This window comes from Janthinobacterium agaricidamnosum NBRC 102515 = DSM 9628, assembly GCF_000723165.1.
Lineage (GTDB): Bacteria > Pseudomonadota > Gammaproteobacteria > Burkholderiales > Burkholderiaceae_D > Janthinobacterium > Janthinobacterium agaricidamnosum.
In genome coordinates this window covers 2,164,463-2,185,726 of the sequence record NZ_HG322949.1, presented here as the reverse complement: position 1 = coordinate 2,185,726, position 21,264 = coordinate 2,164,463, and the positions used below count along the sequence as shown (strand labels likewise).

The following is a 21,264-nucleotide window of genomic DNA, read 5'->3' as shown; positions in this document are numbered from 1 at the left end:
TTTGCAGGCCATCCCGCCAAAAATGCGCCCTGTCGCAATCCCCTGGAAGCTGGCGAGGCAGATGGCTACAGTAGCCACATACCAACCCGCTCACTGAAAGGAATGATCATGAAAGCCCTGCAAAACATGGAAATCATCTTCACCGTCGCGGTCGCGCTGGCTTGCTCGTTCAGCTATGTCAGCATCACCCAGGCGCAGCAAAAAACGCTGGCGGCGGCTGACAATATCCCGGTCGTGACGATCAGCGCAAAACGCCTGACGCCGCAGCAAAAAGCCCAGTCGCTGGCGCAAGAGCGCCAGCAAACCCTGTTGGCCAGCAATGCCGACCGGTTTTAAGGCCACTACTACAAAGAATGTGTCAGATGTAAGAAGTTGCGTCAATTTCACGCAAGACAGCAACATCTCGCTATAGTCCATTTCACGCAACAACGAAATGGAGCAGACGATGCAACAGCTGAACAAACCGGTCAAACGTACCCTTTATGCGGCGGCAGCGGCCATGATCGCCATCAGCGCGGCAGCCTTCCTGCCGTCGCAGGCGATGGCCCAGGTCGATGTCAACATCGTCGTCAACAATGCTCCGCCGCCGCCACGCTACGAAAGCGTGCCGCAACCGCGCCGCGGTTATGTATGGGCGCCGGGCTACTGGAACTGGGATGGCCAGCGCCATGTGTGGAACAGCGGCCAGTGGCTACGGGAACGCAGCGGCAACCAGTACCGCCGCAGCGAATGGGTGCGCGCCGATCATGGCTGGCGGCTGGTACGCGGCGGCTGGGCCCCGGCCGTGATCGAGACGGTCGGCTACGATGACATCGTGATCGCCCCGCCGCCGCCGCGCTTCGAGCCGACGCCGGAGCTGCGCCCCGGTTATTTCTGGGCGCCCGGCCACTGGGAATGGCGCGGCCGCCGCTACGACTGGAACCCGGGCGTGTGGATCGTCGAGCGTCCCGGTTATTTCTACAGCCCGCCGGTGTGGAGCCAGCGCGGCGGCCGCTGGTATATGGAACAGGGCCGCTGGGCGCCGCGCGGCCAGGATCGTGAGCACGGCCATCATGACTGGCCGCGCCGTTAATGATCTCGCCTTTAATCCGCGCCGGCCAGGCGCGGATTAAAGGCGACCAGTTGCACCTCCACCAGGTAGCCGTAATGCAGCTCGGCCACCGGCACCACGGTGCGGGCCGGTTTGTGCGGGCCGAGAAAACCGGCATACACTTCATTGAACACGCCCCAATTTTCACTGCCGACGATGTAGGCGGTAGCTTGCACCACGTCCGCATAGGTGCAGCCGGCGGCGGCCAAGACTTGCTCGCATTGGCGCAGCACGGCTTGCGCCTGCTGGCGGAAATCATGTTTGACCGGATCGGTGCCGGCCGCCGATGGCAGCACGCCGGATAAATACACAAATCCGCTTTGCGCCACGACCCGCGAATAATGGCCGGCCGGCGCCGGCAAGGCGGATGTATCGATAATCTGCATGAATGATTTCCTCTAACGATATAGGCAGCGCGAATAGATCCCGGTTCAGGCGATAAACCGGGCAAACGACGCCAGATCGACGTTGCCGCCGCTGATGATCACGCCGACCCGCTTGCCCTGCACCGGATACACTTGCTGCAGCGCGGCGGCCGCGGCCAGGCAGCCGGTCGGCTCGACGACGATCTTCATCCGTTCGGCGAAAAACTTCATGGTTGCCACCAGCTGGGCGTCGCTGACCGTGATGATATCGTCCACGTGGCGCTGGATCACGGCAAAGTTATGGTCGCCGATATGGGTGGTCTTGGCGCCATCGGCAATCGTATCCGGCACCGCGATGTGCACCACTTCGCCCTTGCGCAACGATTGCTGCCCGTCATTGCCCAATTCCGGTTCGACGCCGATCACCTGGCAATCGGGGCTCATGCCGCTGGCCGCGAGCGCCGAGCCGGACAGCAAACCGCCGCCGCCCAGGCATACCAGCAGCACGTCGAGCTGGCCGACTTCCTCGAACAATTCCAGCGCCGCCGTGCCCTGCCCGCAAATCACGTCCGGATGGTCGTATGGCGGTATCAAGGTCATATTGCGTTCCTGGGCCAGGCGCCGGCCGATTGCCTCGCGGTCTTCGGTATAGCGGTCATATGTCACCACTTCGGCGCCATAGCCCTTGGTGGCGGTCACTTTCAGGGCCGGTGCGTCTTCCGGCATGACGATCACGGCAGGGATGCCGAGCAAACGGGCCGCCAGCGCGACGCCTTGCGCGTGGTTGCCTGACGAAAAAGCCAGCACGCCGTTACGCCGCTGCTCGGGCGAAAAACGGACCAGCGCGTTGTAGGCGCCGCGAAACTTGAAAGCGCCGACGCGCTGCAGGTTTTCGCACTTGAAAAACAATTCGGCGCCGGCGATCGCATTGGCGGTGCTGGACGTCAACACCGGCGTGCGGCGGGCCACGCCCTTGATGCGTTCGGCGGCCTGCTGCACGTCGCTATAGCTGAGGACGCTTTGGGTATGGGTGGTGCTCATCTGGATCTCCATGGTTGCGCGATTAGCTTACTATAGAGCAAGTGTAGAACTGTTTGCAGTACGCTGGTTGCAATACTATGTTGCGCAAATCGGGCTCTGCTGCTTTGCAACATAAAAGCCGCCCGGCCACGTTGATCCGCAATAATTTGTAATACAATCCCGGCACGCTTCTTGACGACCACTTGACCGCTTCTGGGATGACAATGGAAACAGCCGGCTTTACCTATGGATCGGACACATCCGGACTGGTATGGGGATTTTTATTCGGCCGCGAAGCGCAGCCGGTCGCACTCGATTCCAACGGCGCGCGCGCCTGGCTGCTGGAAAACGCCGGACGCGGCGACGGCCGGGAATTCATCTGGCTGCACTTCAACCTGTCGCACGCCGCCAGCGAAAAATGGCTGCGCAGCCACGTCAGCCTGGCCGATGAATTTTATGAAACGCTGCACCAGGGCTCGCGCTCGACCCGCATCGAACTGGCCGAAAACACGCTGATCGCGGTGGTCAACGATGTGCTGCACAATTTTTCGTTTGAAGCGTCCGACATTTCGACCTTGTGGCTCAGCGTCGCGCAAAACATCGTCATCAGCGCGCGCCGCTCGCCATTGCAATCGATCGAGCGGCTGCGCCAGGCCATCATCAAGCATCACGACCCGATCCGCTCGTCGGTCGAATTGCTGATCCATTTGCTGCGCGACCAGGCCGACGTGCTGGTCAATATCGTGCGCGATGCGGTGGCCAGGGTCGACGATATCGAAGACAAGCTGCTGGCCGGACGGCTGGTGCACAAGCGCGAAGACCTGGGCACCTTGCGGCGCGTGCTGGTGCGGCTGCAACGGCTGCTGGCGCCGGAACCGGCGGCACTGTTCCGCCTGCTGCAACGGCCGCCGCAGTGGATGGCCGAACTGGACACCCAGGAATTGCGCCAATCCACCGAGGAATTCTCGGTAGTGCTGAGCGACATGTCTTCTCTGCAGGAACGCATCAAGTTACTGCAAGAAGAAATTGCCGCCCGCGTCAACGAAGAAAACAACCGCAGCCTGTTCGTGCTGACCATCGTCACCGTGCTGGCGTTGCCGATCAACATCATCGCCGGCATGCTGGGCATGAATGTCGGCGGCATCCCGCTGGCCCAGCACCCGCACGGTTTCTGGATCATCGTCGGCGTGATCATCACTTTCACGGTGGTGGCCGGCTGGCTGGTGGTCAGGGTGCAACGAAACAACTGAGCACCGCATTATGCCTAGCCGGCGTTGGCCACCAGCCGGGCCAGCGCCTGTTCCAGCGTGACCGTGCCTTTCAGCGAAGCGCCCTGCCCGCCTTCGAACTCGATCCAGCCTTCGTTAAAACCGTTCAGCATCTGGATGCGCGGTTCCGGGCGGGTGCTGCCTTGCTCGATGAACACTTCGGCCCAGGTATTCTTCGGCACTGCGAACATGCTGACATATTTGCCGAGGATGCGGGAAAACGCAGTAGCGATATCGTTCGGCGTATAACGCCGCGGCCCTTCCAGCTCGACCACCTTGACGCCGCGCCACTCCTGCTGCAACACTTGCGCGCCGACCCGGCCGACATCGGCCACCGACACCATCGGCACCGGCTTGTCCAGCGGTTGCAAATAGCTGGGGATCAAGCCGGCCAGCCTGGCGGGCTCGATATCCCAGGCGGAATTTTCCATGAACCAGGCGGCGCGCACGAACGCCACCGGCATCGGCAAGGCGCCCAGCACTTGTTCGGCGATCTGCAGCTGGTTCAGCAAGTTCGGCTGGGTCGCTTGCGCGCCGACCGTCGACAGGCACACCACCTTGCCCGGATTGGCCGCTTTCAACGCGCCAGACAGGGTCGCCGCGATGGTACGCACTTCCGGAAAACCTTCGGCCGGAGCAAAGTTGGATGGCAGCATGATGAACACCGCGTCGGCGCCGCTGAAGGCCCTGGTCAGCGCCGCCTCGTCGCCGACATCGGCGATGACCACCTGGCAACCGCGTGCTTGCCATACTTTACCCTTGGCCGCGTCGCGCACCACGGCGCGCACCGGCAAGCCGGCGTCGAGCAAGGTTTGCGCGACAAAACCGCCGACTTGTCCTGTAATTCCGGCAACAACAAACATGATGACTCCCTTTAATAAATGAACAGCCTGCGCTGCGATGGAAGTCATTATCAAGCGCTGTGACTCATAATGCGATATCATCAGTGTCACATACAAAATGACTCAGGATCATGAATGACTGGTTTTGATGGCCGTTTGGCGGCGGGTTTGGGCGTGTTGGCGGCGGTGGTCGATAGCGGCAGTTTCGTGCGCGCGGCGGAGTTGCTGGAAATGACGCAATCGGGTGTCAGCCGCGCCGTGGCCAGGCTGGAAGCGCGCCTGGGCATCCGGGTATTTCACCGCACCACCCGCTCGGTGACGCTGACCGACGAGGGCCGGCGCTTTTACGAAAGCGTCGCGCCCCTGCTCGGCAGCATAGAAGAAGCGGCGGCGATGGCGTCCGGCACGGCGACCCAGGTGCGCGGCAAGCTGCGCGTGCACTGCGACCCGTTTTTTTCACGGCTGCTGCTGGCGCCGCGGCTCGGCGAATTCCTCGCCGAACACCCGGAGCTGGAACTGGAAATCGTCACCCGCGACCAGTTGGGCGACCTGGTGGCCGATGGCTTCGACCTGGCGGTGCGCTTTGGCCAGCCGCAACAATTATCGCTGGTGATACGCAAGCTGTTCGATATCCCGATTTTGACGGTGGCCGCGCCCGGCTATATCGCGCGCCACGGCTTGCCGCGCCATCCCTCGGAACTGGAAAACGGCAAGCACATGTGCGTGCATTTCCGCGATCCGCACAGCGCCAAGGTATTCCCGTGGGAATTTCATCGTGGCAAGGAAGTGTTGCTGGTCGAGCCGAAGGCGCAACTGACGCTGAACGAAGCGGGCACGCTGCACGCGATTTGCATCGCCGGCCACGGCATTGCGCAAATGATGGACCTGGGCTTGCAGCCGCTATTGCGCTCGGGCGCGCTGGTCAGCCTGTTCCCGGAATGGCGCGACGAACTGTTTCCGCTGTACGCGCTGTATCCGTCGCGCCATTTGCCGCCAGCCAAGGTGCGCGCCTTCATGGATTTTATCCTGACGCTAAAAGAATAAGGACTGCCGCGCCTATGCCCGATATGAATGAGCTGGATGATTTGACCATCGCCGCCTACCATGGCGAACGCGTGGCCGCGCGCAAGCTTGCGGCCAGGACCGCGCTCAGCGAGACCGATGCGCTCAGGCGCACGCTGGAAAACGTTGCCGGAACGCGCGGCCTGGCCGCCCTGCTGGCCGAACGCCGGCAATTACGGCAACTGGACAGCGAGCGGCGGCGTGTCAAGATGCAAGCCAGGGCCGACAAGCTGGCCTTGAAGCAGGCCGGCCCGCCAGTGCCGGCGGGCGCGTGGCGCGGCTGGTTCGACGGTTCCGCCCATCCGAATCCGGGCAGGATCGGCATCGGCGCGCTGTTGACGGGGCCGGATGGCCAGTCCGTCGCAATCAGCCGGCGTTTGGGCTACGGCAATAGCGGCGAAGCGGAATATGGCGCGCTGATCGCCTTGCTGGAAGCGGCACTGGCCGCCAAGGCTGGCCAGCTGGTGGTGTATGGCGACAGCCAGGTCGTCATTGATGATGTCCACAAGGACCTGCAACAAGCCACGGGAAACGGCGCGACAGGCTTGGCCAGCCAGCGCCAGCGGGTGGCCAGCCTGATGGCCCAACTCGGCAAGGTCACACTGCACTGGATACCGCGCCACAAGAATGGGGCGGCGGACCGCTTGTCGCAACAGGCGGCCGCCTTGTGGCGCGACGCTGAGCCATGATTAACCATGCGCGATACGTAATACCCGGCGCGGCGCGGGCAGCGCGCTGAGGCCGGTTCCGGCATGCTGGTTCAGCTTGAACACGCTGACCACCTGCGCCAGGCTTTGCGCCTGCTGCTGCATCGCTTCGGCGGCCGCCGCCGATTGTTCCACCAGCGCCGCGTTTTGCTGCGTCACCTTGTCCATCTGGCCGATCGCCTGGTAGATTTCATCGATGCCGGCGCTTTGCTCATGGCCGGCGGCGGTGATCTCGGTGATGATATCGCTGACCCGCTGCACGCTGGCAACGATATCGTGCATGGTCGCGCCCGCTTGCGACACCAGTTGGCTACCCTGCTTGACTTGCTCGACGGAATCGCCAATCAAGGTCTTGATTTCCTTGGCGGCCGATGCCGAACGCTGCGCCAGGTTGCGCACTTCCGACGCCACCACCGCGAAACCACGGCCCTGCTCGCCTGCCCGGGCCGCTTCGACCGCCGCATTCAAGGCCAGGATATTGGTCTGGAAAGCAATGCCGTCGATCACCGAAATGATCTCGACAATCTTGTTCGACGAACTGTTGATCGTATCCATGGTGCCGACCACTTGCGCCACCACCGTGCCCCCCTTCAGCGCCACTTGCGCGGCCGACGCCGCCAACTGATTGGCCTGGCGCGCATGGTCGGCGTTATGTTTGACGGTCGTCGTCAACTGTTCCATCGACGAGGCGGTCTCTTCCAGCGAGCCGGCCTGCTGCTCGGTACGGCTCGACAAATCCTGGTTGCCGGCGGCGATCTGGCTCGACGAAGTGGCGATATTTTCAGTGCCGCTGCGTACTTCGCTGACGATATTCAGCAAGCTGGCATTCATGTCTTTCAAGGCCAGCAGCAATTGCCCGGTCTCATCCTTGGCGCTGGCATCGATATCGGCGGTCAAGTCGCCGGCGGCCACCCGGCGCGCCACGTCGACCGCGGTACGCAGGGGCCTGACGATGCCGACGGTCAACAGCCAGCCGCTGACGACACCGAAGCCCAGCACCAGCACAGCCAGTCCCAGCAGCAAATTGCGGCTGGTGACGGCGACGCTGTCGATATCGTGCGCGGTGTTGTCGATGCTCTTGCGCTGCCGGTCCAGCAAATCCTGGATCACGCGCTGGAACTTGGCCGCGCCCGGCTCGAACACGGTGCTGAACGCGTGATCGGCCTCTTCCTTGCGCCCCTCGCTTTTCAACTTGCTCACCAGCGCGCGCGCATCCAGGTAGACCTGGCGCTGCAAGCCGATCAGGCGGAACATTTCCATTTCTTCCGGACCGCTGATCAAGGCTTCTATCTTCTTCTGCAATTCGCCGGAAATCACGCTCGACTGCCTGGCGTCGTCGGCAAAAATGGCGGCCAGCGCGGTGTCGGAACTGCGCACGATCACCGTGGTGCGGCGCACCCCGCTTTCAATCTTGGTCAGCCAGTCGGAAATATGGCGCTCCTTGGCCAACGGCTGTTCCATCATCGCATGGGTCGCCGCCGCCACATCATGCAAACGCCACACACTGATGCCGGTGATCAACATCGACAGCGCCAGGATGACCGCAAAGCCGACGCCCAGGCGCAGGCCGATACTGATGTTTCTTAGAAAACTCATTGCATATCCTTCAGATGATCACTGATGACAGGAAACGGGCGAGCGCCGTCACCCCTGGCGCATGTCGGCCATGCGCCAGGAAAAGGGAAAGTGGTGAATCGGGGTTTATGCGGCGATGCGCTCGATCAGGCTCATTTCCGCGCCCGACATCAGCAAATCGATATCGACCAGGATCAGCATGCGCTCATCGAGCGTGCCCAGGCCGATCACATAATCGGTGTCGAGTGCGCCGCCGATGTCCGGCGCCGGCTTGATTTGTTCCGGCAGCAAGGTGGTGACGTCGGAAACCCGGTCGACCACCATGCCGACCACGCGGTTGCCGATATTCAAGATGATGACCACGGTAAACTGGTCGTACACCGGCGTACCGAGGTTGAACTTGATGCGCATGTCGACGATCGGCACGATGATGCCGCGCAGATTGACCACGCCCATGACGAATTGCGGTGCATTGGCGATGCGGGTCGGGGCTTCGTAGCTGCGGATTTCACTGACTTTTTGAATGTCGATACCGTACTCTTCCTGGCCCAGCGTGAAGGCGAGGTATTCGGCGGGATTGGCAACGACGGTAGTGGCGTCGCTGGTGGTGCTGTTCATGTCGATCCTTGATAAAAAACCGCTGCACCAGCCATACTCCATCGTGGGCTGGACTTAAAAATAAAGCAGCTAAATTTCAATTCGACAATATTACCGTATGCAAAATTAATTTTCATTAAATAAATTGTTTTATTTAACTTTAATCAAAGATTCGAGGTTTTCATACGCATCGGACAGTCCGTTATTTCATGTCGATTTCAAATAAAAAGTCCATGGTACAAGGCACTCCCTGGCATAACGCCGGCTTGAACTTTTGTTGAATGGCGACGGCTGCCGCAAACGTTCCCATATCAGGACTGGGTGTGCTATAAATTGCGGCATCGACGACATCGCCCCGCTGATCGACCTTGACGGCAAGACTCAACAGTCCCGTTACCCTCAATATCTCATTGGCATCGGCCAGCGCCTTGAAAAATGCCGCCTGCCCCCGGACAGGATAAGGCGGCTCGTCCTCCGCGGCCAATTCCTTATAACTGTCGCGCAATTCCTGTTGCGCTGCCCCGCTCAATTGATGGTAAGGCAGCTGAAGCGGTATCGAACTACGCACGCGGCTGCGCAGGATATTCGAACCGGTCCACGCTTCATCCTGTTTCAGGCTATAGCGCAGCGGCGCCTCGTCGGCCAGCGCAGCGGTAGCGGAAGCGCAGGCAAAAAGACTCGCCAGCAGCAGCAAAATTACACGCATAAAATTCCTTTTAAACTTGCCAAAATTAACAATTTAATATTGTGATAAAAAATCAATTAAAAGACAAGCCAATAAATAACATTCTTATCCGCACTCTTCAGCCGATCGGGGCAAAGCGCGATGGTTTTATGTCACAATTGCGCGGCCCCTCATTCAAGACCGCTTCAGGAATTCCGATGAATACAGTATTAACCCTCTGGCATCCGCGCCTGACCGCGCTCGCCAGCGCCGCGCTGGACGAAGACGGCGCGCACGATTTGAACCATTTGCACCGGGTCTGGCGCAACGCCGCGATCATGCTGGACGAACACCGCGAAGCCGATGCACTGGTGGTGATGGCCGCCAGTTATTTGCACGACCTGGTCAACTTGCCGAAGAATCACCCGGAACGCCATTTGGCGTCGCGCAAGGCTGCGCTGCTGGCGCGCACCCAATTGGCGCAGCAAGGATTTCCGCCTGAAAAACTGGCCGGCGTCAGCCATGCCATCGAAACGCACAGCTTTTCCGCCGCGCTGCGGCCGGACACCATCGAAGCGAAGATCGTGCAAGACGCCGACCGTATCGATGCATTGGGCGCGGTCGGCCTGGCGCGGCTGTTTTACACGGCTGGCCGCATGGGCAGCAGCCTGGCGCACGACACCGATCCGATGGCGCTGCACCGCGAACTGGACGACCGCGCCTATGCACTCGACCATATCGAAAACAAGCTGGCCAAGCTGCCAGGCAAGATGCAGACCGAGGCCGGCAAGGCGCTGGCCCAAGCACGCCTGAGCTTGCTGACCAGTTTCCGCGACAGCTTTATCAATGAGTGGGCGGTCAGTCCCGCCACGCCGTGAACCGCGGCGCCTGAAAAATTGCCGTCCGGGTGCTGTCGCGCGAGCAATTTGCTGCTTATAATACAACGGCTGCAGCGTCCACTTTCTCAACCTGTCACCCACAGGCTTGCCCGGCAGGCCGAAAGCCTACATGAGCCCAGACCCCAGCAAGCATCAGGAAGACGCCGCCGCGCCGGCCCGGCCCGGCAATCTCAATTTCATCCTGGTCTGCGTCTTCATCGACATGCTGGGCATCGGCCTGGTGATGCCGGTGCTGCCGATCCTGGTCGGCGACTTTGTCAGCGGGCGCGATCAGCAAGCGATGTGGTATGGCGTGCTGGCCGCCGTCTTTGGCTTGCTGCAATTCATTTTCATGCCCATGCTGGGCGCCATCAGCGACCGCGTCGGACGCCGCCCGGTGTTGCTGTATTCGATGGCCGGCATGTGCATCAACTTCCTGGCCACCGGCTGGGCGCCGAACCTGGCTTGCCTGTTCATCGGCCGCGTCATCGGCGGCATTTCATCGGCCAGCATGTCGGTCGCGTCGGCGTACGCATCGGACATTTCCACGCCGGAGAACCGCGCCAAGAGTTTCGGCAAGATCGGCGGCGCTTTCGGCCTGGGCTTTATTTGCGGCCCGATGCTGGGCGGCTTGCTGGGCGATATCCATCTGCATTTGCCGTTTTATATCGCCGCCGGCTTGTCGGCCGCCAATTTCATCTACGGCTACCTGGTGGTGCCGGAATCGTTGCAGGCGGCCCAGCGCGCGCCGTTCAAGCTGTCCAGGATCAACCCTTTCGCCGCGCTGCTGAAGCTGGTGCGGCGGGTCGAATTGCGCGGCCTGATCCTCTCGTTCATGCTGCTGACCTTCGCCCAGATGATGTTGCAAACCACCTGGGTGCTGTATACCCATTTCCGCTTCGGCTGGACCACGCGCGACAACGGCATCGCGCTGTTTTGCGTCGGCCTGTGCTCGACGGTGGTGCAAGCGGGCTTGCTGGGCAGCTTGATCAAGCGTTACGGCGACGTACGGCTGGCGCTGATCGGCATGGCGTCCGGCTGCATCACCTATGCGCTGTATGGCTTGGCGACGCAGGGCTGGATGATGTACGCCCTGATTTTATGCAATCTGCTGGCGTTTGCCGGCGGACCTGCGCTGCAAGGCATCATTTCAAGATCGGCGCGGCCAAACGAGCAAGGGGAATTAATGGGCTCGCTGCAATCGATCGGCAGCCTGGGCGTGATCCTGATGCCGCTGCTCGGCAGCGCAATCCTGGGCAAGGTCAGCCACCTGGGCGCCGGCGACTGGCGCATCGGCAGCACGTTTTTCCTGTGCGCGATCTTGCAGGCAGCCGGCATGGCAGTGGCATGGCGCTATTTCAAAACACATAACATTGCGCTCGCTTAAACTAAGGCCAGCATTGGTCCGGTTAAATCTTGGCTTTTGACAACAAATAAGTGACAATGACTAGACAAGTCGCCCGGCCATAAGCTGGCGGCAAGAGACGGTTAGCAAGGATGACAGTAGAAGTATGAGAAACTTTTATTCCAATATCTGGCGCCGCGTCCTGATCGGGCTGGCGATGACCTGTTCCCTGCCGGCATCGGCGGAATGTACGCGCGACATCATCGTGCCGCTGTCGCCTATCGGCGCCAGCGTGGTGGTCAATGGGACCAGCGTCAGCGGCATCTACCCCGAACTGCTACGCAACATCGGCGCCAAGGTCGGCTGCAACCTGGTTTTTTCAGCCGTGCCGCGCGCACGCCTGGAAGCCATGTTTGAAACCGGCAAGGCCGATGTGCTGATACCGGCCATCAGCACGCCGCGGCGCGACCAGCAGGGTTGGTTCGTGCCGCTGCTGGGTCACCGGCCGATGCTGCTGTCGGTCCAGAGCAGCCGTCCCGCCATCACCAGCGTGCAAGACTTGATCGAGCGGCGCGATATCCGCGTGGCGCTGGTGCGCGGTTACGATTATGGCGACGCCTATCAGGCGCTGGCCAAGGAATTGCTGAAACAGGGCCGCCTGTTTTACGAGGTCGACACGCTGTCGGTGGCGCGCCTGATGCAGGGCGGCTTCGTCGACGCCACCATCATGGGACCGACCATGCTGGCCGGCACCGCGCAAAACGATGCCCGGGTACAAGGACTGGTCGATAAACTGCGCGTGGAAGCGTTGCCGGAATTGCCATGGGGTTCAAGCGGCGCCTACATTTCCAGAAAATCGTTGAAACCGGAAGACCAGGCCCAATTGCGCGAATTGCTGGAAAAAATGGCCAAATCCAACGCCTTGCTGGAATCGTTCCAGCGCCATCATCGCTCGGAATTCCTGACCACCAGTATCCGGCCGCGCTGAAACAAGCTGCCCCGGGCCGGTGCGGCACAGCAGTTTTGTGATGCACTCTTGCCCATACTCGGCTACAATATGCGCACTCTTTGGGGAGTAGCCTGCTACTGAACAGTTCAGTAGAGTCCGTGTCAACATACTCGACAGCAATGTCGTGGCACGGGCGCCTTGTATGACAGGGTTGGCGAGACCATCGGCATTTCCTCGTCTTGCTTGGGCGCACGGGTGATGCCGTGGATTTCGCGCCCAGCAGGAACCCCGTCATGCATTTCACTTCCATCGTCTTTCTCGCTTTCGCCATGTCCACCGACGCCTTCGCGGCCGCCATCGGCAAAGGCGCATCCATGCAGCGGCAACCGCGCCTGTTGCAAGCGTTGCGGATCGGCCTGATCTTTGGCGGCATCGAGGCCATCACGCCGGTCATCGGCTGGGGCATCGGCTCGCTTGCCGCGCAATGGGTGGCGCAATGGGATCACTGGATCGCCTTCGTGCTGTTGCTGGGCCTGGGCGCCAGAATGATCTGGGCCGGCTTGAGCGGGCAGCAAGAAGAACAAAAAAGCCAGCGCCAGACGTTCTGGATGCTGGCCCTGACAGCGGTGGCGACCAGCATCGATGCGATGGCGGTCGGGGTCGGCCTGGCCTTTATCAACGTCAATATCTGGCTGGCGGCGCTGGCGATCGGCACGGCCACCATGCTGATGGTGACCGCCGGCGTGATGCTGGGCCGGCTGCTCGGCAACATGATAGGCCGGCGCGCCGAAATCCTCGGCGGCCTGGTGCTGATCGGGGTCGGCGCCGGCATACTGTACCAGCACCTGAGCGCCGCGACGCCGGCCTGATCAGGCGAGGCGCAGCGCCAGCGCGGCCAGCGTCAGCAACAGCACCGGCACGGTCAGCACCACGCCGGTGCGGAAATAGTATCCCCAAGAAATATCGATCTTTTTGCTGGCCAATACATGTAGCCACAACAAGGTTGCCAGGCTGCCGATCGGCGTCATCTTCGGCCCCAGGTCGCTGCCGATGATGTTGGCATAAATCATCGCCTGGCGCACCGCGCCCTGCGCCGTGCTGGCATCGATCGCCAGCGCACCGACCAGCACGGTCGGCATATTATTCATCACCGACGACAGCAAGGCCGTCAACAAGCCGGTGCCGAGCGCCGCGCCCCACACGCCGTGCCGGGAAAAATTGTCCAGCATGGCGCTCAGGCAAGTCGTCAGGCCGGCGTTGCGCAAGCCATATACCACCAGATACATACCGAGCGAAAACACCACGATATGCCACGGCGCATGGTGTAGCACCGAGCGTACCGGGATCGCCTGCCCTCTTGCGGCGACGGCCAGCAGCAACAGCGCGCCGGCCGCCGCCACGACACTGATCGGCACGCCGACCGGCTCCAGCCAGAAGAATCCAGCCAGCAACAGGGCCAGCACCAGCCAGCCCGCCTTGAACGTGGCCAGGTCGCGGATCGCCGCTTGCGGCGCCTTCAGTTGCGCCACATCGTAACGCTGCGGAATATCCTTGCGGAAAAACCAGACCAGTACGCCGAGACTGGTCGCGACGGCGACCAGGTTGACCGGCACCATCACCGCCGCATACGAGGCAAAACCGATCCTGAAAAAGTCGGCGGACACGATGTTGACCAGGTTCGACACCACCAGCGGCAAGCTGGCGGTGTCGGCGATAAAACCGGCCGCCATCACGAACGCCAGCGTGGCCCGGGCTGAAAAGCGTAATTCCAGCAAGATCGCGATGACGATCGGCGTCAGGATCAGCGCCGCGCCATCGTTGGCGAACAGCGCCGACACAGTGGCGCCCAGCAACACCAGCAGCATGAACAGCTTGCGGCCGCCACCGCCGCCCCAGCGGACCACATGCAAGGCGGCCCACTCGAAAAAACCGGCCTGGTCGAGCAGCAGGCTGATGATGATGACGGCGATAAACGTGCCGGTCGCATTCCAGACGATCTGCCACACCACCGGAATATCGTGCCACTGGATCACGCCGGCCAGCAACGCCGCCAGTGCGCCCAGCGCCGCGCTCCAGCCGATGCCGAGCCCGCGCGGCTGCCAGATCACCAGGGTCAGGGTGGCAAGGAAAATACTCACGGCAGCGATCATGTTGCACATCCTTTCTTGCAAATAAATTCTATATTTCAATAATAATGGAAATATAGAATCAATACAAGAAGTTTGAGGCTCAATTACAATTCTGATGTGATCACAAGTTTCAAGATTCGCCAATCCACGGCAAAATCTTGATTGTCAGCATCAAGCGGCCGCGATGACCGCCGCTCGACACGTATTCACTACGCCATCATTTTGCCGCGCCCGCCTCGACGATCGGCAAGTCGATCGAACTGGCCGCGCCGGCCGAGTGATAGACCCGCTGCGTCGCCTTCCGGTAATCGCCTGGCTGGGCGAAGAAGATATTCGGCACATAGGTTTGCGGATTGCGGTCGTACAGCGGGAACCAGCTCGATTGCACCTGCACCGCGATACGGTGGCCCGGCAAGAACACGTGATTGGCGTTCGGCAAGACGAAACGGTAGCGTTCGATCTTGTTGGCGGGAATCGGCGACGGATGTTCCAGGCTGTCGCGGTAGCGGCCGCGGAAAATATCCATCGCGATGCCCAACTGGTAACCGCCCAGTTCCGGCTGCGACGGCACCTCGTCCGGATACACGTCGATCAGCTTGACCACCCAATCGGCGTCGCTGCCGCTGGTCGATGCGTACAGCTTGACCAGCGCCGCGCCGGAAATCTGCAACGCTGCCTTCAACGGTTCCGACACATAGCTGAGCACGTCGGTGCGGTCGGCATACGCGCGCTGGTCGCTGACCAGCCACGGTTTCCACACATTGCCATCGTCCATGCGCACCGGACGCGGCACGAACGGCACCGGCTTGGCCGGATCGGCGACATATTCATCGTAGGCCTGCGCGCCGCCCTGCGGGCTGTCGAAACCGAGCTTGAAGCCGTCTTGCAGGTAAATCGGCTTTAACGGCGCCGGACAGCCTTTGGCGCAAGCCAGCGGCCATTGCTGCAAATGCTGCCATTTGTTGCTGCCGGTTTGGTAAAACAGCACCGGCGGCGTGCTGGCGACAGGCGCGCCATCCTTCAGGTATTGGTCGAGGAAGGGCTGCATCACGTCGCGCCGGAATTGCAGCGCGGTGTCGCCGTCGAATTTCAGCGGGCCCAGGCTGGAACCCTCATAGTTGACGCCGCTGTGCCGCCACGGTCCGACCGCCAGGTAATTCATGTTGTTGGCCTTGTCCTTCGGCTCCAGCGCCTGGTACACCGCGTACGGGCCGTAGATGTCTTCCTGGTCCCACTGGCCGACCACGTACATGGTCGGCACCTTGATCGGCCGCTTGGCCAGGATCTTGTCGAGCGCCTGTTCTTGCCAGTAACTGTCGTAGGCCGGATGCTCGAACAATTTCTTGCTATAAGTCAGGCGGTCGATGCCGAGTTTGCTGGCGTAGTCGCCAGCCGAACCGGCTTGCAGATAACTTTGGTAATCGTCGTAGATGCCGGTCGATGGCGCTTCGCCGCCACCGCGCGCGGAAGTCTGGCTGGCGAAGTACCCCATGTTCTTTTGGCGGAAAGCGCCATTGTGGAACCAGTCGTCGCCGCGCCAGCCGTCCACCATCGCGCTCATCGGCACCGCGACCTTCAACGCCGGATGCGGGTCGGCCAGCGCCATCAGCACCGTAAAGCCTTCGTAGGACGAACCCAGCATGCCGACTTTGCCATTGGTTTCAGGCACGTTCTTGACCAGCCAGTCTATCGTGTCCCACGCATCGGTGGCGTGATCGATCTTGCTATCGTTGAGCGGGCCGCTGATCGGCCGCGTCATCACGTAATCGCCTTCGGAACCATATTTTCCGCGCACGTCCTGGAACACCCGGATATATCCTTCGTTGACGAATATTTCATCGCCTTGCGGCAAGATCGCCAGCATATGCGGGCTGACACTGCGATTGGCCCGGCGCGCCGCGTTGTAGGGCGTGCGGGTCAGGATGATCGGTGCGCGGCTGGCGTTCTTCGGCACCACGATCACGGTGTACAGCTTGACGCCGTCGCGCATCGGGATCATCACCACGCGCTTGATGTAATCGGCGCCCTGGTCGAACGCTTCCAGCCTGGCGCCGATATCGGGCGTCATCGGCGTGATTTGCGCCATCGCCGGCGACAGGAAGAAGGAACTGAATAATACAAAACCGGTGAGCTGGGCAGATTGCCAGACGCGCATATTTTTCTCCAAACAGGGATTTGGGCCAGACAGAACTTCGGGTAGAAACTCAAGCTGCTCATGTCCGGGTATGGGGCGCCCGGCAGAGCGTGCCGGTGATAGTACCCAACGCTTGAGCATAAAGCAATCTCGCGGTTCAGGCGGCTAAACGACGACAAGGCATGCATCGGCGGCGCCTGACCGGACCTGTGAACGATGTTGTAACAAATGCCGACACGCTAACAAGGTGTGCGATGTGAATACGATGTCAATTTAAATGACGTCACACCTTGACAGCGCGCCGTCAAACTGCAACCATACCGCCATGAAATTTATCCCATCCCCTCACTCTTGCACGAATTGGTGGCCCCGCTCAAACCGCGCGGCCACTGCAAAGTGATGTGATTTATGATCAACGCCGCCTCGACTGGGTGGCGTTTCGGGCATGACCAAGCCCAGACCATCTTGATTGGGGCGACTCGAAAGGAAACTTGATGAGCACCCAGCCAGCTACTCCCTCCGTGATCCTGACCGGCGACCGTCCGACTGGTCCCTTGCACCTCGGCCATTTTGTCGGCAGCCTGCGCAACCGCGTCGCCTACCAGCACGACTACCGGCAATTCATCATGCTGGCCGATGCCCAGGCGCTGACCGACAATATGGAAGACACCGACAAGGTGCGCCGCAACGTGGTCGAAGTCGCGCTCGACTACCTGGCGGTCGGCATCGATCCAGCCAAGTCGACCATCCTGATCCAGTCGCAAATCCCGGAACTGGCCGAACTGACCTTTTATTACCTGAACATGGTCACCGTGGCGCGCCTGGAGCGCAACCCGACCGTCAAGCAGGAAATCGTGCTGCGCGGCTTCGAGCGCGACATTCCGGCCGGCTTCCTGACCTACCCGGCCAGCCAGGCCGCCGACATCAGCGCCTTCAAGGCCGCGCTGGTGCCGGTCGGCGAAGACCAGATCCCGATGATCGAGCAAACCAATGAAATCGTGCGCCGCTTCAACCGCCTGGTCAACCGCGACATCCTGGTCGAATGCAAGGCGCTGGTGCCGGAAATCGGCCGCCTGCCTGGCATCGACGGCAAGGCCAAGATGAGCAAATCGCTGGGCAACACCATCAACCTGGGCGCCAGCGCCGCCGACATCAGCGCCGCCGTCAAGAAGGTCTATACCGATCCGCTGCACTTGCGCGTCGAGGATCCGGGCCACCTGGAAGGCAACGTCGCCTTCATTTACCTGGATGCGTTCGACCCGGACCAGGCTGGCCTGGCGGACATGAAAGCCCATTATGTGCGCGGCGGGCTGGGCGACAGCATCGTCAAGAAACGCCTGGAAGGCGTGTTGCAAGACTTGCTGGCGCCGATACGCACACGCCGCGAAGAGTTCGCCAAAGACCGTGGCCAAGTGCTGCAAATGTTAAAAGAAGGTACCTTCAAGGCACGCGAAGTCGCGGCCAGGACCGCCGATGAAGTCAAGGCGGCATTGGGACTGAGCTACTTCTAAGCAGTCGCAATTTGATGCGCCCTGGCGGACTCGGGTAAAATCCCGGCTCCGCCAGGGCGTTTTGCTTTTGTTCAACACCCGCAGTACTCACTGTAAATGACACTGTTCGCGGCGGACCGCGAGGTATAAGCAGCGGCAAGACTCGTTAACCAAGAAATTCGCCATGACAGATACCAGGATGGACCAGCTGCTGCAACAGCACTTTTCAATCGATACGCTGAAGCAAGCACCGGCGCCGCTGCACAAGGCGCTGCGGATGCTGGGCGGCTGGCTGGCCGCGCAACGCAGCCAGCCCTACCCGTCCACGCCGCACGCCGAATTGCTGCCGCAGTTCACCGAGATCGATCCGCCGGCCGGCGGCATGCCGGTGGCGGACTTCCTCGATTTGCTCGACAGCAAGGTACTGACCCACACGGCGCAACTGAATCACCCGATGTACATCGGCCACATGACCCAGGCCTTGCCGTGGGTCAGCGTACTGGCCGAAGCGTTTACGGCGGCGCTGAACCAGAACCAGGTCAAGATCGAAACGGCGTATGTCTCGACGCTGATCGAAAAACAACTGATCGGCTGGCTGCACCGCCAGGTGTACCGGCGCGGCGACGCCGAGTATGCCGCGTCGATGCGCGACACCGGCCACGCGCTGGGCAACGTCGTCAATGGCGGCACCATGGGCAACCTGACGGCGCTGGCGGTGGCGCTGGAACATCAATTGCCGGGCACCCGCAAGCAGGGTTTGTTTGCCACGATGACACAGTCGGGCTACCGCGGCCTGGCCGTGATCGGCTCGGCGCGCAGTCATTATTCCTTGAAAAAATCGCTGGCCACGCTGGGCCTGGGCGAAGCCGCGCTGCACCTGGTGCCGGTCGGCCGCGATAATCGCATCGACATCGCCGCGCTGCAAGAAAAGATCGCCGAACTGAAACAGGCGCAGATCAAGATCGTCGCCATGGTCGGCATCGCCGGCACCACCGAAACCGGCGCCATCGACCCGCTGGCGGCCATGGCCGAGATTGCCGAGCGCGAACAGATCTGGTTCCACGTCGATGCCGCCTGGGGCGGTGCGCTGTTGCTGGCCGAACAGTTCCGGCCGCTGTATGACGGCATCGCACGGGCCGATTCGGTGGTCATCGACGGCCACAAGCTGCTGTGGGTGCCGATGGCGCAAAGCATGGTGCTGTTCAAGGATCGCAACAGCCTGAACCAGCTGAAGCACAACGCCAACTACATCTTGCGCAGCAATTCAGGCGACCTGGGCCAAACCTCGCTGGAAGGTTCGCGCCGTTTCGACGCATTAAAACTGTGGACCTCGTTCAAGATCTTCGGCGTCGACGGCTATACGGCGCTGCTGCAACAGGCGGCCACGCTGACCGGCCAGATGCGCGAGTTGCTGGCCGACCAGCAAGACTTCGAGTTGATGACCGATTCGGACACTTTTATCCTGACCTATCGTTATATTCCGCAACAGTGGCGCGAACAACTGGCTGGCTTGTTGGCACACGGCAACATGGAAGCGGCGCTGCTGCTGAACCAGAAAGTCAATGAATTGAACGCGAAGCTGCAAAACCGCCAAAAGGCGCAAGGGACCAGTTTTGTATCGCGCACGGTGCTGGAGTCGACCGCCTATCCGGGCCAGACCACGGTATTGCGCGTGGTGCTGAGCAACGTCAGGACCCGGCCGCGGCATTTGCGGGCCATCCTGGCCGAACAGCGCCAGCTGGGCACGCTACTGCTGGCCGAACCAGGCAAGCAACTCAACACCTAAAGCCACCATGCCCTACCTCGCCATCCTGCTGTTTGTTGCCCTGTATCTGGCGGCAACCTTCTTTTGCCACATCCCGGCCATGGTCGCCGTCATTTATGGCGCGCTGAGCCTGAGCTGCTTCGTCGCCTACGCGATCGACAAAAACGCCGCCAAGGCTGGCCGCTGGCGCACGCCGGAACGCACGCTGCTGCTGCTGGGGCTGTTATGCGGCTGGCCGGGCGCCGTGCTGGCGCAACAATGGCTGCGCCACAAATCGGGCAAGCCGGCGTTCCGGCTCATGTTCTGGATCACGGTGATGCTGAATCTGGCGGCCTTTGTGTATTTCAGCCTGCATTACTCGGCGCCCGATATCGGCACCGAGGTCGCGCCGATCGAACTATGAATTACAGCGGCGTCTTGAAGATCGGATCGACGATGAATTGCTGGGCCTTGATGCGCAAGGTGCGCTCTTCATCGAGTTCGGCGCGCACCTCGGCCAGCTCCTCGCGCTCCGCCTCCAGCTCGCCCCGCAGCGCCGCCAGTTCGCCTTCCAGCCGGGTCATGCTTTCCAGTTTCAATTGCGCCTGGATCAGTTCGGCGCGCGCCTGTTGCGCCGCCTCTTCCAGCCGTGGAATATCTTCCAGCTTGAATTGCGCCTTGGCCAGATCCATGCGCGCTTTTTCAGCGGCCTCTTCCAGGCGCGGCAAACTTTCCAGTTTTAACTGGGCCTTGGCCAGGTCGGTGCGGGCCTGCCCCGCCACCAGCCGTTCGCGCTCCAGCTCTTCCCTGGTGCCGTCCAGCTCGGCCACCTGATTGTCGATGGTGTCTTGCTGGCGTTCGTTTTCGGTCGCCAGGTCGCTCAGCTCTTGCTGTTGCTCGCTGGATTCCGCTTCGTGTTCAGTATTGTTGGCACTGATTTCCTGGCCGACAAAATCGAGTATCGCGCGCTGTAATACCGGCGACAAGTCGGCCACCGCGGCAACCTGGCGCTGCTGGCCGGCCTTGCGGCGTTGCAATAACTTGCTGATGGTTCCCAGGCAGCCGATATTGCCCAGGCGTTCGCGCACCGCGCGCGCGCTCGGCTTGACGCCTTCCGCCACCATCGCATCGGCGGCGCTATTGACTTGTTCGGGGCTTACCCTGGCTTCACGTCCCATCATGTACTCTTTAGTGTTATTGGGAGCGCCGGACAAAACGTCGATGGCGGCGTTGCATTGCCTTGCCGGCCATTCGTATTGCCTACGGCAATGCGCGTTGCCCTGAACGTTTTGTCCGACGCTCTTCATGTTGATAGAGCCCGCTATGTTATATAAGGAAACATTGCACGTAAAGTTTTCCCAAGAGAAAGTATGATTACACAACAGAAAACTTGATCTGGCGTAGC

21 protein-coding genes and 1 riboswitch are annotated in these 21,264 nt (G+C 61.0%); of the genes, 12 read left to right on the top strand and 9 right to left on the bottom strand.

Features of this window, described 5'->3' with window-relative positions; all coding sequences use genetic code 11:
- Nucleotides 1–108: 108 nt before the first annotated feature.
- Nucleotides 109–336, top strand: a complete 228-nt coding sequence (locus GJA_RS09350) for a hypothetical protein (RefSeq protein WP_038491330.1) — start codon at nt 109–111, stop codon at nt 334–336.
- Between the two features lie 109 nt (nt 337–445).
- Complete coding sequence (locus GJA_RS26605) at nt 446–1,072, top strand: YXWGXW repeat-containing protein (RefSeq protein ID WP_081905309.1); 627 nt, start codon at nt 446–448, stop codon at nt 1,070–1,072.
- An 11-nt stretch (nt 1,073–1,083) separates the two neighbouring features.
- On the opposite strand, the gene GJA_RS09335 is transcribed toward GJA_RS26605, so the two are convergent.
- Both GJA_RS09335 and GJA_RS09330 read right to left on the bottom strand, forming a co-directional pair.
- Nucleotides 1,084–1,476, bottom strand: a complete 393-nt coding sequence (locus GJA_RS09335; protein WP_038491327.1) for a RidA family protein — start codon at nt 1,474–1,476, stop codon at nt 1,084–1,086.
- Between the two features lie 45 nt (nt 1,477–1,521).
- Nucleotides 1,522–2,496 (bottom strand): threo-3-hydroxy-L-aspartate ammonia-lyase, encoded by a 975-nt coding sequence (locus GJA_RS09330; RefSeq protein ID WP_038491324.1) that lies wholly within the window; start codon nt 2,494–2,496, stop codon nt 1,522–1,524.
- A 203-nt stretch (nt 2,497–2,699) separates the two neighbouring features.
- Between GJA_RS09330 and GJA_RS09325 the strand changes: the two genes are divergently transcribed.
- Nucleotides 2,700–3,725, top strand: coding sequence for a transporter (locus GJA_RS09325; protein ID WP_038491321.1), 1,026 nt, complete (start codon nt 2,700–2,702; stop codon nt 3,723–3,725).
- A gap of 14 nt (nt 3,726–3,739) precedes the next feature.
- Here GJA_RS09325 and GJA_RS09320 read toward each other — a convergent pair whose 3' ends face one another.
- Nucleotides 3,740–4,606 carry an NmrA family NAD(P)-binding protein gene (locus GJA_RS09320; RefSeq protein WP_038491318.1) on the bottom strand — a complete coding sequence of 289 codons (867 nt, stop codon included), beginning with the start codon at nt 4,604–4,606 and terminating at the stop codon, nt 3,740–3,742.
- A gap of 114 nt (nt 4,607–4,720) precedes the next feature.
- On the opposite strand from GJA_RS09320, the gene GJA_RS09315 reads away from it, so the two are divergent.
- Both GJA_RS09315 and GJA_RS09310 read left to right on the top strand, forming a co-directional pair.
- The gene (locus tag GJA_RS09315; RefSeq protein ID WP_038491315.1) at nt 4,721–5,629 is read left to right on the top strand and encodes a LysR family transcriptional regulator; all 909 of its coding nucleotides are present in this window, start codon (nt 4,721–4,723) and stop codon (nt 5,627–5,629) included.
- A 14-nt stretch (nt 5,630–5,643) separates the two neighbouring features.
- The gene (locus GJA_RS09310; RefSeq protein WP_242404495.1) at nt 5,644–6,336 is read left to right on the top strand and encodes a ribonuclease HI family protein; all 693 of its coding nucleotides are present in this window, start codon (nt 5,644–5,646) and stop codon (nt 6,334–6,336) included.
- Here the strand turns inward: GJA_RS09310 and GJA_RS09305 are convergent, their stop codons facing one another.
- The 3 genes from GJA_RS09305 to GJA_RS09295 form a co-directional block, all read right to left on the bottom strand.
- Complete coding sequence (locus GJA_RS09305) at nt 6,337–7,950, bottom strand: methyl-accepting chemotaxis protein (protein WP_038491312.1); 1,614 nt, start codon at nt 7,948–7,950, stop codon at nt 6,337–6,339.
- Between the two features lie 105 nt (nt 7,951–8,055).
- Nucleotides 8,056–8,547: a chemotaxis protein CheW gene (locus tag GJA_RS09300; protein WP_038491309.1), complete on the bottom strand. Its 492-nt coding sequence runs from the start codon at nt 8,545–8,547 to the stop codon at nt 8,056–8,058.
- Nucleotides 8,548–8,728: 181 nt separating this feature from the next.
- Nucleotides 8,729–9,232, bottom strand: a complete 504-nt coding sequence (locus GJA_RS09295; RefSeq protein WP_038491306.1) for a hypothetical protein — start codon at nt 9,230–9,232, stop codon at nt 8,729–8,731.
- Nucleotides 9,233–9,408: 176 nt separating this feature from the next.
- Here GJA_RS09295 and GJA_RS09290 point away from each other — a divergent pair, with 176 nt between their 5' ends.
- The 4 genes from GJA_RS09290 (at nt 9,409) to mntP (ending at nt 13,231) form a co-directional block, all read left to right on the top strand.
- Complete coding sequence (locus tag GJA_RS09290) at nt 9,409–10,068, top strand: HD domain-containing protein (RefSeq protein WP_038491304.1); 660 nt, start codon at nt 9,409–9,411, stop codon at nt 10,066–10,068.
- A 130-nt stretch (nt 10,069–10,198) separates the two neighbouring features.
- A complete protein-coding gene (locus GJA_RS09285) occupies nt 10,199–11,455 on the top strand; it encodes a TCR/Tet family MFS transporter (protein ID WP_038491301.1) in 1,257 nt (418 codons plus the stop codon).
- A gap of 124 nt (nt 11,456–11,579) precedes the next feature.
- Nucleotides 11,580–12,401: a substrate-binding periplasmic protein gene (locus GJA_RS09280; protein ID WP_038491298.1), complete on the top strand. Its 822-nt coding sequence runs from the start codon at nt 11,580–11,582 to the stop codon at nt 12,399–12,401.
- A 70-nt stretch (nt 12,402–12,471) separates the two neighbouring features.
- Nucleotides 12,472–12,575: riboswitch (yybP-ykoY riboswitch) on the top strand.
- 80 nt (nt 12,576–12,655) lie between these two features.
- The gene (gene mntP, locus GJA_RS09275) at nt 12,656–13,231 is read left to right on the top strand and encodes a manganese efflux pump MntP (RefSeq protein WP_038491296.1); all 576 of its coding nucleotides are present in this window, start codon (nt 12,656–12,658) and stop codon (nt 13,229–13,231) included.
- On the opposite strand, the gene GJA_RS09270 is transcribed toward mntP, so the two are convergent.
- Entirely contained in the window at nt 13,232–14,512 is a 1,281-nt protein-coding gene (locus tag GJA_RS09270) for an arsenic transporter (RefSeq protein ID WP_038499257.1), read from the bottom strand.
- 196 nt (nt 14,513–14,708) lie between these two features.
- A complete protein-coding gene (locus tag GJA_RS09265; protein ID WP_038491293.1) occupies nt 14,709–16,646 on the bottom strand; it encodes a CocE/NonD family hydrolase in 1,938 nt (645 codons plus the stop codon).
- Nucleotides 16,647–17,119: 473 nt separating this feature from the next.
- On the opposite strand from GJA_RS09265, the gene trpS reads away from it, so the two are divergent.
- The 3 genes from trpS to GJA_RS09250 all read left to right on the top strand — a co-directional run bounded on the left by trpS (nt 17,120) and on the right by GJA_RS09250 (nt 20,283).
- Nucleotides 17,120–18,136, top strand: a complete 1,017-nt coding sequence (trpS, locus tag GJA_RS09260; protein WP_038491290.1) for a tryptophan--tRNA ligase — start codon at nt 17,120–17,122, stop codon at nt 18,134–18,136.
- 163 nt (nt 18,137–18,299) lie between these two features.
- Entirely contained in the window at nt 18,300–19,901 is a 1,602-nt protein-coding gene (locus GJA_RS09255; RefSeq protein WP_038491287.1) for a pyridoxal-dependent decarboxylase, read from the top strand.
- A 7-nt stretch (nt 19,902–19,908) separates the two neighbouring features.
- Nucleotides 19,909–20,283 (top strand): DUF1294 domain-containing protein, encoded by a 375-nt coding sequence (locus GJA_RS09250; protein ID WP_038491284.1) that lies wholly within the window; start codon nt 19,909–19,911, stop codon nt 20,281–20,283.
- 1 nt (nt 20,284) lies between these two features.
- On the opposite strand, the gene GJA_RS09245 is transcribed toward GJA_RS09250, so the two are convergent.
- The gene (locus GJA_RS09245) at nt 20,285–21,040 is read right to left on the bottom strand and encodes a DNA-binding protein (RefSeq protein WP_038491281.1); all 756 of its coding nucleotides are present in this window, start codon (nt 21,038–21,040) and stop codon (nt 20,285–20,287) included.
- Nucleotides 21,041–21,264 lie beyond the last annotated feature (224 nt).